The sequence below is a fragment of the Ruminococcus sp. XPD3002 genome (assembly GCA_900119535.1).
Taxonomy (GTDB): Bacteria; Bacillota; Clostridia; order Oscillospirales; family Ruminococcaceae; genus Ruminococcus; species Ruminococcus flavefaciens_H.
This window is the reverse complement of sequence record FPJT01000001.1, coordinates 301,528-318,450: the sequence shown is the minus strand read 5'-3', so window position 1 is coordinate 318,450 and position 16,923 is coordinate 301,528. Positions and strand designations below refer to the sequence as shown.

At 43.8% G+C, this 16,923-nt stretch carries 7 protein-coding genes; 6 read left to right on the top strand and 1 reads right to left on the bottom strand.

Annotation, left to right across the window (positions count from 1 at the left end):
- Window positions 1-103: 103 nt before the first annotated feature.
- Complete coding sequence (locus BT127_RS01245; protein ID WP_075423202.1) at window positions 104-2,341, bottom strand: SpoIIE family protein phosphatase; 2,238 nt, start codon at window positions 2,339-2,341, stop codon at window positions 104-106.
- Between the two features lie 334 nt (window positions 2,342-2,675).
- Here BT127_RS01245 and BT127_RS01240 point away from each other — a divergent pair, with 334 nt between their 5' ends.
- The 6 genes from BT127_RS01240 (at window position 2,676) to BT127_RS16160 (ending at window position 16,864) form a co-directional block, all read left to right on the top strand.
- On the top strand, window positions 2,676-4,223 hold the full coding sequence (locus BT127_RS01240; protein ID WP_075423201.1) for a flotillin family protein: 1,548 nt from the start codon (window positions 2,676-2,678) through the stop codon (window positions 4,221-4,223).
- 162 nt (window positions 4,224-4,385) lie between these two features.
- On the top strand, window positions 4,386-4,961 hold the full coding sequence (locus BT127_RS01235) for an RNA polymerase sigma factor (protein ID WP_075423200.1): 576 nt from the start codon (window positions 4,386-4,388) through the stop codon (window positions 4,959-4,961).
- A complete protein-coding gene (locus tag BT127_RS01230; RefSeq protein ID WP_075423199.1) occupies window positions 4,909-7,194 on the top strand; it encodes a hypothetical protein in 2,286 nt (761 codons plus the stop codon). The genes BT127_RS01235 and BT127_RS01230 overlap by 53 nt, the downstream gene beginning before the upstream one ends.
- A 155-nt stretch (window positions 7,195-7,349) precedes the next feature.
- Entirely contained in the window at window positions 7,350-7,559 is a 210-nt protein-coding gene (locus BT127_RS01225; RefSeq protein WP_075423198.1) for a hypothetical protein, read from the top strand.
- A 396-nt stretch (window positions 7,560-7,955) separates the two neighbouring features.
- The gene (locus BT127_RS01220; RefSeq protein WP_075423197.1) at window positions 7,956-9,398 is read left to right on the top strand and encodes a hypothetical protein; all 1,443 of its coding nucleotides are present in this window, start codon (window positions 7,956-7,958) and stop codon (window positions 9,396-9,398) included.
- Window positions 9,399-9,766: 368 nt separating this feature from the next.
- A complete protein-coding gene (locus tag BT127_RS16160; RefSeq protein ID WP_082334845.1) occupies window positions 9,767-16,864 on the top strand; it encodes a leucine-rich repeat protein in 7,098 nt (2,365 codons plus the stop codon).
- The last annotated feature ends 59 nt before the right edge of the window (window positions 16,865-16,923 follow it).

The following is a 16,923-nucleotide window of genomic DNA, read 5'->3' as shown; positions in this document are numbered from 1 at the left end:
ACGTTACACTAAAAATTGCTGTATCATTTAGTGCAATTTGCCGTTTTTGCTGTACAAACTATGAACAGAAACAAGAAGTGAACAAATGTCCCCTGTGATATAATCAGCGGCGGTTAACAAGTATCCCTATAACGGTCACATCATCTGCTCTTACAGAGGGGTTGAAGACCTCCGCTTTTGCACATATCTCGTCCACGATATGCTTAAGGTCTCCGCCGCCCGAAAGCAGTTCTCTTATGAAGGGATACTCGTTCTCGCATACGCCGTCCGAGAACATTATTATCATGTCCCCCGATGCCACTGTATATTCAGATATGTAGACTTCGGACTGCTCATAGATGCCTATGGGAAAGGTCGGAGCCGATATTTTCCTGAGAGTTCCTCCGCTGTTGATAAGAGTTGCAGCCGCTCCCGACTTGATAACCGTGACACAGCTTCCGTCGGGACTTATCCTCACAGCGTCAAGAGTTGCAAACAGCTCGCTGCGTGACTTTGTCAGCATCACCGAGTTGATAAGGCGCACAGAGGAAGGCACATCCGCACCGCTGCATATCAGCCGACGGAAAAGGCGTACTGCCATACGTGATTCCACAGCTGCTTCCTTACCGCTGCCCATGCCGTCCGACAGCACCACATAGCCTGCACCTGAACCGTCATAGAATACCGCCGATGTATCACCGCTCTCACTGCTTTCGTCCGCACAGGAAGATGCTCCGTAGACTTCAAGCATAAGTGCCGAGGGTTCATACAAGCATATCCTCACCTGTCTCAGGGCACTCACCTGTCCTGCATTTTCAAGTCGTATTCCAAGCTCATCGGATATGAGGTCGCATACCCTTATCGTACTGTCGGGGGCATTTTCCGCAGAGAAGTAAAGCTCCGCACGTATTCTTCCGCCCTCACCATATCCTGCCGCAACTTTCTCCGCCGCAAGTCCGTGACGCATGAGCTTTGCGGCTATCTGCTTGCTGAGAGGTTCTGAACAGCGCATGTCCACCGACTCCCCTGCCAGCGCAAGCATTTCTTCCGTCATAAGAAGCTGCTCTGCAAGAAGTTTTCTGCCGTCCGTCTGACGCAGCATCATCACTCTCCCTGCAATGCGTTCACGGGCAGCTGCACCGAACGCCCTGATAAGCTCGTCCTTGCGAAGGCAGTCCGCAAGGGCACAGGGAAAGTTCTCCTTTGTGACCTCGGACATCCCTGAAAGCTCGGTAAATGCACGTTCCGTTTCAGCTCTGTTTTCGTTCCAGCAGTCGCACTTCCTGTAGCAGCTGTCACACACGCTTTTCTGTCTGTCATCCGATATTTCTTCCGCAGGCTCTTCCCTGTCCAGAAGCAGAGATACCTTGGCAGTTTCGCTGCGTATAACTCCGATAGAGTCGCTGAGGAAATCCATTCTTGCTTTGATGAGAGATGCCACCGTTTCCGCCGAGGGCGAGCCAGCAGTTATCCACCTGTCCGAATACTTCGGCGCAAGCGCAAGAAAAAGCAGTCCACCAATGACAGTATCTGCAATAAGTGCGGCACTATCCCCCTTCATGCCTGCAAGAACAGCAAATGCAAAGCAAAGGAAAACAAAGAGTCCTGCGGAATAGAGCGTTCTTTTTCGCGAGAAGCAGCCTGTGAGGAAGCCTGCCGCAGGGAGTACAACTGCCGTCATACCTGCATCCTGCGAAGCAAGAAAGGCACCACAGACCGTAAGAGCGCCGCAGAGCGCACCTCCTGCCGAACGGTAATAATACGCTGCAAGAAGAGTTACAGCCGAACCTGCAATAACGCCTGCATTCAGCGCAGGCAGCTTCACAGCACACAGTGCGGAGATAAACACCGTATACAGTACCGCATAGGTACAGCCGTTATGCTCTGTAAGGTCAACGTTTCCCTCACGCCTTACGCAGGCAGCAGCGGAAGCTGCGGAGTAAGCAGTATAGCCTGCAACTCCGCCGTAAAACACATAGAACCCTATCTTGTACACTATGTCCCCGATCAGGAACGAGACCGCTCCGCCCGAAATGATTATTCCCACCGCCGTGACTATGCCGCAGGTGCGGGGATCGTCCGCTTTTTCAAGGAAAAGCTTTGCTATCATTATTATTATCATTGCGGAGAGTTTTACTATATTTTTTCCGACGGTTCCGCTAAGTACACAGCTTGCAATCTCTCCCACGAGTACAGCTGACGAATAGGGCATAGGAAGCGCACCTGAAAGGGATATATCCGCAAATGATGCTACTCCTGCGATACCGGTCCCCGACAGAAGGGCTCCTGCCGCAAGTGAAACGATGAATCCTGCCGCAGCCTCCGAAGCACGGCTCAGCCTCATACCTTTGATTCTTATCATAGTTATCTTCCTCTCTTTTTGTTCTGAAACGCTTTCCCGAAAAGTATACCATATTCAGGACGCATATTTTGTCGGAATAACGTCATAACCGAATCAATATGATAAAGCTCATTCCGCAGTCATTATCCGCAGTTCATCAAATCAATACTATCCATTTTGAGTTCGTCTGAACTCATTTTGAGTTCAGCAAATATGCCTGAATTTATCCTCAGTTATATTTATTTTTATATAATTCATATCCTCCGATATATTGACATTTTTCTTCCCGCATAGTATAATACTGACATGCAGTTGATACATTGCAATGCCTATGATCGAAATGGAGGAATGTTTTATGGAACTGAATTTAGGCACAATCATACCAATAGCGATCGCAGCTATAGTTGTTATACTCATATTCATTATGGGATATATCAAAGCTCCCCCGGATACAGCTTATATCATATCGGGACTCAGAAGAAAAATCATAATCGGTAAAGCAAGCATCCGTATACCTTTCTTTGAAAGAGTCGATAAATTAAAGCTCCAGCTCATCGCAGTTGACGTAAAAACTTCAAGCGCTGTTCCTACAGCAGACTACATCAACATAAACGTTGACGCAAACGTTAACGTTAAAGTCAGCAGCGATCCCGTGCTCATCAAGCTCGGCGCTGAGAACTTCCTTAATAAAGAGACAGCTTACATCGCTAAGGTAGCTCGTGAAGTGCTCGAAGGTAATATGCGTGAGATCGTCGGACAGATGACTCTCGTAGCTATGGTAAACGACCGTAAGGCTTTCGCCGAAAAGGTACAGGAAAATGCGGCTCCCGACCTTAACAGAATGGGACTCGAGATCGTATCATTCAACGTACAGAACTTCACCGACGACCAGAACCTTATCGAGAACCTCGGTATCGATAACGTTACTACGATACAGAAAAAGGCTGCTATCGCAAGGGCAGAGTCCGAAAAGGAGATCGAGATCGCTAAGGCTCTCGCAAAGAAGGAAGCAAATGATGCTCGTGTAACTGCCGAGACAGAAGTTGCTCAGAGAAACAACGAACTCGCTATCCGTCAGGCTGAACTGAAAAAAGATGCCGATACTCAGCTCGCTATTGCTGATGCGGCTTACCAGATACAGCAGGAGGAACAGCGTAAGAGCATTGAGATCTCAAGAGCTAACGCTGATATCGCAGCTTCGGAAAAGGCTATCGACCTTAAGGCTAAGGAAGCTGAGGTAAAGGAAAAAGCTCTCGACGCAGAGATCAAGAAAAAGGCTGAGGCTGACCGCTATAAGGCTCAGCAGGAAGCCGATGCAAAGCTCTATCAGCTCAAAAAAGAAGCAGAAGCAGACCGTTTCCAGCGTGAACAGGAAGCTGAGGCTCAGAAGGCTGAGGCTGAAGCTCAGAAATTCGCCAAGATGCAGGAAGCTGAAGGTATCGCTGCCGTAGGTAAGGCAGAGGCTGACGCTATCCGTGCAAAGGGACTTGCTGAAGCTGAAGGTATCAACGCTAAGGCTGAGGCTATGAAGAAATACGGTGAAGCTGCCGTACTCGAAATGTACTTCAAGGCACTGCCTGAGGTAGTAAAGAACGCAGCTGCTCCTCTTTCAAGTGTTGACAAGATCACTATGTACGGCGAAGGCAATTCAAGCAGACTTGTAGGCGACATCATAGGTTCGACAACTAAGATAACCGACGGTCTTACAGAGGCTACTGGAGTTGACATCAGATCACTCCTTGCTGGCTTCCTCGGAAGCGCTAAGCCGCAGACAGAAGATACTGCCGTTGAGGCAAAGTCAGAGAAAAAGACCTTTGATGAAGAGGTATACTCAGATGCAGCCGATACAGTTATTTTCGATGAAGTAACAGACACAGAGGACGAAGACACGACTGAAGACTAATACAGGGGCGGACAGAAATGTCCGCTCTTTTTTTGTTCACAAAATGTTTACAAATCAACTGTCCAAAATATGCTAAAATTATCGTTATGAATTGTGTACGGTGTAAATAGAACTATTTCCGATGATCTCTAACACCTATCTTAATGAAAGGAGCTGAATACGTTGATCGCCGCCTGCTTTTCACTTCTGAAAAACAATTCCCAGAAAAATATGTTTGAACAGATGTACCTTAAAAACCGCAATATCATGATGCATATTTCAATGCAGATACTCAATAACCGCTCAGACGCCGAAGACTGCGTATCAGAGGCCTTTCTTAGAGCCGCAAGAAATTTTGAAAAATTTTCTTCTCTCGACTGTCCAAAACAGACCTCGCTCCTCGTTATAATTGTCAGAAACATCTCGATCGATAAATACAGAGCCAACAAAAAGATTTTCGCAGCCGAAGCTCCCGAAGAACTTTCGGGAACAGTAAGCTTCGACAGCTATTCTTTCGACTCTGTGGTGTTCTCTATCAAACAGCTTAAGGATGAGTACAGAGACATACTTATGCTGCGGTTTGTTTATGGCTATTCAGTTTCACAGATCACGGATATGCTCAACATCAGTGCCGAAAATGTCTATAAAAGACTACAAAGAGCTAAGTCTGCTCTGAAAAAAGAACTGGAAGGCGGTGAAGAGAATAATGGATACGAAATTAAAAAAAGCCCTCGAAGCTCAGCTCATGGACTCTTATAATGACATTATGAACAGTGACATTCCCGATTATTCCTTCTCGCCCGAATTTGAAAAGAAAATGGCTGAAATAGTCAGTGAAACAGATTGCAGAAACGGCAGCGGCATCTCTAAAACCATAATAAGATGCACAACATTTGTCGCCGCAGCTGCAGCTGTCATAGGTGTATGGGGCGGGATATCTGCAAGAAAGGATATTATTGATCAGCATTATCCCGATATTGACATAACAGTTATGGCAACAACAGTTACCGCATCAGAAGATATCGCAACAACCGTACCATTTACGCAGAATGCTTCTCTGATAAATGAAACACGGACCGCTGCCGTTTCCTCTGTACGCTCCTCGCTGGTATCAGAAAAGAGCGCCGACCGCAAAGAAGTTAAAACTTCCGCAGCAAGCGCAAAACCGGCTAATGATCCGAACAGCATAAACGATAACAGGAATGAGACTCGTCCTGCCGCCGCCCTGAATACTGCGGCTGTAACTAACGTTCAGACAAGTCTTCCTGCATCCTCTGTACAGGTGAACTTCACTACCACTACAGAAGCTGAAAGTATCATTGACGAAAGGAGTATTATCATGAAAAAATTAACAGCTTTTCTTGCTGCAATGTCAATAGGAACAAATCTCACACCTCTTCCGACAGATGCAGCTGATACAGATATGAACACATTCGGTTATTCAGAATACTACGTAAACCATCAGGACTACAGACCTTACATCAAAGCACTGAATTACATCGATGCTAAAGATATAAACAAGGATATCAACAACGACGGAATATATGATCTTAAAGACTGCTATGCATTCTTTGTTTATAACGAATATGATAATATCAGGATCGATGACAGCCTTGCTGCTTCATGTGCCGCATTCAAGGAAAGTCTCGACAATAAGGCGAACGGTTATCTTGACGGCTTTGATCTGCCCGATCTTTTCATCGATCATTTCCTCTTTACTCACGGTATGAAAGCAGACTACGGTTTTGTTTCATATTACGAAAACAACTATGACAGCATACTTACCGCACACGCTGAAAATGATGCGGAAACTATCACAGACGTCAATAACAAAATGGCTTATACTGTTGTAACCAAAGAAATCGAGCCGCCGAACTCATACACTGTTATCGAAGATATAATGAGTAATACAGATATCACTATTGATTTTAACAGCGACGGCGTTTTCAATGTTGATGATTACTATATTTACGACACGTATCTATGGAACAAAATGATAGTCATAGGCGACTACATGTCTACTCATGAAGATGATTATGATCCTAAAGAAGCTTTAAGTGAATCAGATAAATATGAAAACATAAAACTCATAGGCAAGGAAGCAGTAACAGAAGAAGAATTTGAGCTTTGCAAAAAGTTCTATAACAAATATGATAACAAAGAATATTTATTCGAGTCTGATGATATAGAAAATGCTATGTTTGCCGAAAGCATAGCAGGTCTTGATAATATACTCGATTATGTATTAAGGGATGCTGATGTTTCTCCCGAATGCTTTGAAGAAGCCTATTACCTGAACATAATTCCAAGCTTCCACGCCGCTGTTGAAACATCCAAGCTTGTACGTATATATTGCGAATATCATTACGATTCTTCCAAAACAGAAATGCAGGTCGGAGATGTGTTATACAGCAAATCAATGTATGAAGTCTATACAAATAGATATCTTGATGAAGTTGAACAAGGCACAATGCAGAAGCCTGATATCAACGGTGACGGTATTCTTGATATAAATGATATCCATGTACTCATGTTCTTTGAATTACACTCAGGTGAAGAATATCCAGGCGAATCAAATACATTCATTACTGCTCAGGAATGGGAAAAGCTCAACAATGACTTTGATCTTAACAGAAACGGCATAAGCGGTGATATCTATGATACAACAATAGGCATTTTCTACATCTACGCTACAAATGATTCAGTGATCACTAACGAAGACATGGATCAGCTCCTTGAAGGCGATAATTATGAGCAGAATATGCAGATACTCTCAAAGCTCGATATCGAGCGCTCAGGCGATGCAAACTGCGATAATGAAACAGGTCTTGCAGATGCCCTCATTATCCTTCAGAACAATGCCAACTCTCAGAAATACCCCTTAAGCAAAACAGGTGAATTCAATGCCGATGTATACAATACAGGCGACGGCGTTACTCCTATGGACGCTCTTGAATTACAGAAATGGGATGCGACAAAAAACGTTAAATGAGTATTGACACTTAAACAGACATAAACAACGCTCATCGGATCTTTTTTAAAATTCTTTCCGATGAGCGTTTATTCTGCTTTTTTTCATATATCTCTCCCCTTTTGAATATCATTCATTGATATTATTTTATAAGATATCGAAAGGAGTTTTTTTATATGAACAGGATCCACAGAAAAATTGTAAGCGGTGCTATTCTCGGAGGTATAAGTCTCCTTATGCTTTATGGTTCATCCCGATTGATAGCCAAGACACCTGATGCAGCTCTTCCCGTTTCACTGACCGATATTGACACCGCTCCTCCCGTTATTATCCTGGACGCAGGACATGGCGAGTCAACAAAAACTGAGTTGCTCCTATCCCGATAAGATGTTATAATGGCCATTTTTGATTCTCTCCCATATTCATACAAATGATCCATTTGTGATTCAGCATTTCTTCATTATCCTAATTTACCGCCTGAGTTCAGCGCTATAGCCGAGCCCGGGCGGTTTCCTTTGCTATACCGGCAAGCGGCGGATGCATTATCGCGGAGGAATTAGTAAACAAATTATTCTTTTTTAGCTCTATGTATTGACTTTTATGCTGTCACCTGATATAATTAAAAAGATAGTTAATAAAAGTATATATATCATAGCACCTTGAAAAATATTTTCGACAGATTAAGAAAATAATATTGTAAAACAGATGTTATCCTCAAAGTCCGAACGCTCATCAAAGTTCGGGACAGATCGATCGGTGTATAATGAAAAGGAGTAATAATTATGAAGTTATTAAAGAAGGTATCAGCTCTGATAATAACAGCATCAGTTGCTGCAACATCAATGCTGGTATCCGTTTCAGGTGCGGCAATGGCTGAAGATAATACGTATAAAGTTCTGCTCATCAATTTTGATCCTGTTTTTGACGTAAATGGCAAGAAGGTAAAACAGCATGATCTTATGGAAGCTATAGATGTAAAGGAAAAATTCTTTAAGAAATGGAACGATCCCTATGAACTTGCAGATCAGTTTGCGGATGCAATGTCCGAGATAAGCTACGGCAATGTAAATTACACAATTGCCGAAACTATCGAGCTGAACGAGTTACCTACTGACAAGGACGGAAATTCATACACAACAGAAGAATACTACGATACACTCATCGAGGCATGCAATGCAACAGGCGGAAGGTACTGGTCCTACCCGGGCTGGAGAGACTCCGGTTTCTATTTCGACTATGAGAAGTATTTCGAAGAATATGACGTTTACGAGAAAGTAAACAGCGGAGCGATCGATGAAGTATGGTTCTTTGCAGGTCCTGTTTCGGGAACAACACTTTTCGAGTCCATGATGACAGGTAAGGATGCGTTCTGGGTAAACGGCAATGCACTGGTAAAAGAGGACTGCCGCAACTTCATCACTTACGGATTCAACTACGAGCGCGGACTCGGCGAAATGCTGGAGGATGCAGGTCATCGTGCAGAAAGAATAATGGATCAGGTATACGGCAAGCCAAATTACAGCAAGGACTATTCCGAGTATAACGACTGGGAGAAATTCACAGCTTACGATCTTGTATCCGAAGGTAATTCAGGTGTAGGAAATGTACACTTCTCCCCTAACAGCAAGTCGGACTATGACTGGGGCAATCCTACAGATGTACAGTCCTACTGCGATAACTGGCTCTCATACCCTGACCTGTCAGGCGAGGCTAAGACAGTTAACTGCTCCGAATGGGGTAACGGTGATATTACCGAGCACCATAAATGGTGGTTCAGACATCTCCCCCACGCTGAGGGCAAAAACGAAGAAACAGGCATCTATAACAACTGGTGGAAGTACTTCTCACTTGAACACTGGAACGCTCCCGAAAAAACAGTTTATGATATCAACGACTGCACATTCAGCGATATCCCTGCTGTTACCTATTCAGGCAGTGCTGCTGAACCCGCTGTTACAGTCAAGAACGGCGATACTCTCCTCGTGCCCGATAAGGACTACACTATCAGCTATCTGAACAACAACGCAGCAGGAACTGCTACTGCGATCATAAATGGAATAAACGACTATACAGGTACAAAGAGCATCGATTTCACAATACAGCAGCCAAAGGCTCCAGAACCGAATAATGCAGTTTATTCATCTCCCTGTATTCTCTTAAGAATGCTTTTATCATTATTAAATTCAAAGACCATCTACAGACTGATCTATCAGTTAAACTGGTAATATAGCTGTTAAGTTCAAAACATACATATCATATCTTAAAGCAACATTCCATCCGATAAACCGTTGACCGATCATTTATTGGAATATCAGTCTGTTTTCAATGTTTCCGATCTGTCGTTGGTATTAATGCCGCTCCTGTGTACGCCACAGGAGTGGCTTTTTTGTTAATAACAGGCTGTTATGAACAAATCATCCGCTATATCCGCATTATTTTTAAAGCACATTCCACAAATCAATACTGACGGTTTACCCGTTCATTTAAGCACATACACGATTTTTCAAAAAAGCATTTAATTTCTCTTCCGATTGGTATATAATATATATATTGCGGTATCAAAATCGCAAATATATTATTGGAGGAACATGAAATGAAGAAAAAAGTCTCTCGGTTCATTGCCGCCTTTCTGGCTGCTGCAATGAGCACAGGCAGTCTCGCATACTTGCCTGAAGGCAGTGCGGATATCCTTCCGAAGGTATTCACTGCAAACGCCGAAGACCTCACTGAAGGTGACTTCACCTATGTTGAGAACGACAGCGGCGTTACACTCACAAAATACACAGGTAGCGATGAAGCCGTCACTATTCCTGCAACTCTTGGCGGAAAGCCTGTAACTGCCATAGGAAGCGATGCGTTCTACGGCAACGACGCAGTTAAGTCGCTGAAAATGCCCGAAACGATCACATCGATCGGAAGAAACGCATTCAAGCTGTGTTCAAACCTCTCGGACATCAAGCTCCATGAAGGAATCACTTCTATAGGTTCAGAAGCATTCAACAGTGTTGCTGTAACAGAGATCACTATCCCTTCAACCCTGACTTCATGCGAAAACCAGTTCTACAACTGTAAAGCACTGAAAAAGGTAACTTTCCCCGACGGTATGACTGCTATCCCTGAAGGCTGTCTTAAGAACGCCACAGGTCTGGAGACAGTTGTAGTTCCCGATTCAGTGGTTTCTATAGGTTCCGAAGCTTTCTATAGCTGCGGAAGCCTCAAAGAATTCCCGTTCCATGAAGGCATTACAACTATAAATTACTATGCTTTTTATCTGACCGGACTTGAAGAGATAACTCTTCCTTCAACACTTAAGTCATGTGATAAGGCTTTTGACGGCAGTGCGGTCAAAAAGTTAACATTTGCAAAAGGCATAGAAAAGATACCGAATGACACAATGTACGGTGCCGAAGAACTTGCAACCGTTATCCTCCCCGATACCGTAACAAATATCGGTGAGGACGCATTCAATTACTGCAAAAGCCTTATAGCCATCGACCTTCCCGAAGGAATAACCACACTTGGCAATGCAGCTTTTTCCCATTCAGGACTTCAGGAGGTAACTCTACCCTCTACATTGACATCATGCCGTGCTTTCTATGAGTGTACGCTTAAAAAAGTCACATTTGCAGACGGAATGGTAACTATCCCCTATAACTGTATGGACGATGCATACATGCTGGAAGAAGCTGTACTTCCCGATTCCGTTAAAAAGATAGACTCTTATGCATTTCAAAGCTGTAAAGCTCTTAAGACCATAAACCTGCCCGAAGGTCTTGAGGAATTAGGCGGAGAGTCATTCAAATACTGTGCAAGCCTTAAAAGCTTAAAGCTGCCTGAAACTCTTAAGATCGCAGGTTCATCGGTTTTCCGTGATGCAGGTCTTGAAGAAGTAACTATCCCTGCTTCACTTACAAACACAAACCATACATTTGCGGATTCTCGTGTAAAAAAGGTAACATTCGCAGAGGGTACCGTGAATATACCTCATAATATATTTTCAAGCGCAAGTTATCTCACAGATGTCATACTGCCTTCTACAGTAAAGACCATCGGAAGCGAATCATTTATGGAGGCTTCCTCTCTTAAGACCATTACACTGCCCGAAGGTCTTGAACTCATCAACGGAAGAGCCTTTGAAAAGAGCGGTCTGAGAAGCATAGTGATACCCGACAGCGTTACCGAGATAAAGAATTTTGCATTCCAGAATTGTACACGCCTCAAAAATGCTGTTGTCGGTAAAGGCGTGACCGTTATAGGTCAGAACTGCTTCACAGGCGACTCTAACCTTGAAAAAGTGATACTTCCCGATCACGGTCTTGCTCTTAACACTACATTCAACAACTGCACAAAGCTCAATGAAGTTATTTATTCAGACGAAGCTATAGCAGAGGGAAATATGTATAACGTAGCCCACGGATGCTACTCCCTTAAGGATCCGAGATTCACAAACCTCAACTATCCTGGTTCAAAGATAACTGTAGACAGAACAAGCCTTACAAGCGGAAGCAAGATAACCTGCACCATATCCTTTGATGCTGTTGAAGGATATGCGGACGAAGGTACAGACAGGATAATATCCGTTAATACTCCTTACTGGCTTGACGTAGATGAGGAATCCGTCAAGGTATTATCAGGAACAGCTTCGGGAGATCCTGATTTCGGCGGCGGCTGGGTGACATATTTCCACGTTCCATTCTCATCGGACAGCGGAAGCATCAGTTTTACAGCTACCGTAAACGAGAACAGCGATTTCAACATATCTGCCGATCTGCTTATGACACGCGGCGGAAACAATTCCAGAAAGGCTCCAATCGGCATTCAGGGATTCTCCGTTAAGCCTGTTGAGATAAATGTTCCAAAGATAAGTGAAGATCTCAGTCCCGTGATAAGCGGTAAGGGACCAAAGGGTGTACCTGTTGACATCTATATGAACGGCAAGCTCGCTGCTTCACCTGTGAGCGATGCAGTAACCGGTCAGTACTCCGCAAAGATAGATCTTCCAAAGGATACCAAGGAAGGTACCAATTTTACATTCTATTCACAGTTCGATGACGTTAAGACCGAAGAACATACACTTACCTATTCAAAGTCTGAACCTGTCATAAAGAGCATCAAGCTCTGCGTATCACCTTCCGAGGGCGATGTGGACGTGACAAGTGCATTTACAGGGCTCGATACTCCTGTAATACGCACACGCAGAGACGAGGATATGCGCTTCACTCTCGATATAACCAATTCCGACAAGATAGGCAAGGTCATCATGGTCGGACTGTACGGTAATGTCCGTGCGACTATCAACGGACACTATGATGAGGAAAGCGGACTCTGGATCGCTGAGGGCAACTACTCAACATGGATAGCTGACGAACTTCATGATTTCAACGTTCTTATCGTACCAAAGGAGGACATTGAAAATGGAGTTGATATCAACTACAACGATACATACTATTCTCATCCGAGCGGAATCATTTTCTCTTACGGCTCTAACGGACTGGTATACGACAAAGATACCGCGCACCCGATAACAGGTGCAGAGCTTACCCTCGTAGGTATCGACAAGGACGGCAAAGAGTATACCTGCGATATGACTAAGTACGGTCAAAAGGCACATACATATTCAGATGAACACGGCGAATATGTATGGTCGATCCCTTACGGCGACTGGAAGGTAGTCTGCAAGGCTGACGGCTATGAACCTTCCGAATCACGCTGGTTCACTATACCGATCGACGGAAGCGTTTACAGCTTCGATCTTTCAAAGCCATATCAGGAACAGCCTCCTATGACTATAACCTCTCCTGTAACAACTTCAAAGCCTGTTACTACTACCGTAACAGTTGCTACTACAGCAGTTCCTTCCACAACAAAGAACAGCGCTTCAACCACTGCACCCGTAAGCACTGCTAAGCCTGCCACTTCAACATCAGTTGTAACAACTGTAAACAGCGGAGTTTCAACAACTGTTTCAGTACCCGTATCAACTACCGTACCAAAGGCTGACGGCGGATTCTCCGCTGACGAGATAGCAGCTTCTCCTGTAAAGCCTGTAGCAAGCCTTTCAAAGCTCGTACTCCCTGCTGACAGCGCAGGAGATACAGTCACTGTCTACTACACACTCTCAGGCTGCGATGGTGAATACAGTACATTCGCAACACATTTCAGAATGGACAGCCGTCTTGAGATACCCGTTGACGAGAACAGCGGAAAACTCAGCATCAAGAAGGGTTCTGCACTGGAGAACTGTCCCGCACTCAACACAGGTAAATACGCTAAACCCGATGAAGGCTGGAACGAGTATTACCTTATGAACGTTGAAAGCGATAACACAGGCACCGACGGCGTTATTGCCGAGATCACCGTAAAGATTCCTGAAAACGCAATGCCCGGCGATGTTTATCCGATCGACATCAACTACCGTCCCGGCGACAGATTCACCAGCATTGTAAGTCCCGAGGACCGTGCCGCACTGATGCAGGCATATTTCTTCACCAATGGCATTTATAACGAGGACTACAATTCTCAGTTCAAAGCATCTGCTGATGATATCCAAAGCGCAAGCAAGCTTGCAGAACTTCCTTTATACTGCGACGGATATATTGCTATCGAGGATACCGCCGAGACACCTGCTGTTACCACATCAGCAACAAAGCCTGTAACTACAGCAGTTAAAACCACGGCTAAGCCTTCGACTACTACAAAGGCAGCAACACAGCCTGTTACTTCCACCGCAAGCAAGCCTGCTACTACAACAAACAAGCCTACTACTACAACAAATAAACCTGCTACTACAACAAACAAGCCTACTACCACATCCACAAGCACAACTACTACAACAAACAAACCTACAACCACATCCACAAGCACAACTACTACAAACAAACCCACTACCACATCCACAAGCACAACCACCACAACAAACAAGCCTACTACTACATCCACAAGCACAACCACCACAACAAACAAGCCCACAACTACATCCACAAGCACAACCACCACAACAAATAAACCTACAACCACATCCACAAGCACAACTACCACAACGAACAAACCCACAACTACTTCCACAAGCACAACCACCACAACGAACAAACCCACTACCACATCCACAAGTACAACTACCACAACAAATAAACCTACTACTACAAGTACTGTTGCAAGCACTATCGTAACTACTACCTCCACCGCACCTGCAACAACTGCCGAGCCAACAGCTGACGGCGGTTTCAGTATGAGCGAGCTGGACAAAGCAACGATAAAACCAATAGCATCTCTGTCAAGCGATCTGCTCTATGAATCACGCGCAGGAAGCGAATACACCATTGAACTGTCACTGGCAGACTGTGAAAATGAGTACGATAAATTCAATCTCTATCTGAAACTCGATAAAAGCCTTGAGATCCTTAAGGACGAAACAACAGGAAAATACCTCATCGAAAAGGGCGAGGCTATTGCTGATGCAGACGATTTCGGATATGAGATAGTTACCGATGAACAGTCCGATTACTGGACAGGCATCTACGTCCACTATTCAGGAGACAAAAAGAAGAGCCATACCGGTACAGCAGTAACGATCAAGGTAAGGATACCTTCATACGCTTCTTATCCTGATGCATTCCCGCTTGATATCGAATACACTCCATTATGCTATTTTGAGAACGACAGACCTGATACTCTCGCCAGCAGAATGATGCAGGCTTATCTCTTCACGAAGGGTATTCACAACAGAGAATACAATAATACATTTGAACCACACCCATCCGATATTATGGGAGTTAGTTCCTACTGTGACGGATATATCGCTATCCGCAGAGGTCAGGAGACTACTACATCCACTACTACAACTACCACGACGACAACTACTACCACCACCACCACAACAACTACTACAACCACTACAACTACAACTACAACCACTACTACAACCACAACAACCACTACTACTACAACTACGACTACTACCACAACTATTCCTGTCATAATTCCTGACGGAAAGTTCAGAGATGGTATCAATAACTGGGGATTCAATAATTCATCTTCAAATTTTAAAAACGACACTTACCTTCCTTATTATATAAATCAAGATGACTATAGCGCACTAATGGAAGGACTTACCGATGAAGAAAGATCACGTCTCAGTTATATGTTATTGCAAGAATGGCACGGTGCATGCTATGGTATGTCATCTCTTGCAGTTCTTTCATGTTACGGTATATTTGATCCGTCAACACGTGATTATAATGCTACAACACTTTATAATGTTTCAATTCCTCCGACATATGAAATTCTTTCAGCAATAAGTTATTATTACGTAATCCAGTGTACCGATAAAATCAGTGAACTCCGCACAATAGGATATGATGACTATAGTGAAGCGCAAAAAACCAGATTTGTAATAAATCAGGTTTCAGCAGGTTTACCTACACATATCTCTTTTAAATACTATTATCCTGACGAAAACGGAAATATCAAGAGAGGCGGTCATGCAATAGTAGGATATGATATTGAAGATGGTAATTATAGCTTTAACGGTTCAGAATACAATAAAAAAATAATAACATACGATCCGAATTGCATTGAATATAATGATGAAGCTTGTGTATATATCAATACCAATGACGGCTCATGGATAATACCAAGGTATCTGAATAAAAACGCTGATTCAAAATTAGGTGCAAAACTTGGAAATTGTTCATCTGATATCAATTATCTGAATTATCATGGTTTATTTGAAACGCCAGCATATACTAATCCATTATCTGCTTCTGTAGTTAACGAAATCCCCGAGGATTATGAATTCGCACCGGTTCTGACTGCATATTCAGTACAATCCGACTGTACAGTTCAGAAAATAGACCTTAACAACGACGGTTCATATACAATATGTCCTGATGAAGAGCAGGATATAAAGATACTGCCGCTTTTCGACGATGATGATGACAGTGGTCTTCAGCATCTCAACTATTACCTTAATGACAAGAGCAAAGCTTACCTTTTAAAACCGGGTGATAAAAAAGATATCGGTCTGACACTTGATACAGATAACGGACTTATCAATATTGATTTTGAAAATGCTGATGAAGTTATAATTGATCCTTCCGGAACGATAAAGGTTACGGGAGAGAAATCTGGCTTCAACATATCAACAGCATCCAACGTAAAATATTCGGCTGCTGACTGGCACAGGGTAGATGTTGAAGGTGAAAGCGCTCAGGTCGAGTTCAGACTTACAGATGACGGCTACATCCTTTCAGGCGATGACCTCACAGATGTAAAGGTCTCTGCAAACGGCAATACCTACGAGCCTGCATGCAGCTTCTCAACAGACTACGACAAGGTACTCATCCACGAGATAACCGAGGACGAGATCGGCATTTCAGTTGACTCTGACGATAACGGAAGCTTTGAAACACAGATCGAAACAATGGAAGTTACAGACATACTGCTTGGCGACCTCACAGGTGACAAGCTTATCGATGCAAACGACGCAACAATGATACTCGGTCTCTATGCTAAGCTTTCAACTGGAAGCAAGGACGTAACACAGGAGTCCATAACTCTCGGTGACGTCAATAAGGACGGTCTCCTTGATGCCAGCGATGCAACACTGGTACTTGAATACTATTCACACGCATCAACAGGCGGAACAACAAAGTCCGAAGACTTCTTCAAGGCAAGACAAGGAAATAAATAAAAGCGACATAATATAAAAATTTCAGCCATAGAACGGTGCTTACCGCTCTATGGCTGTTT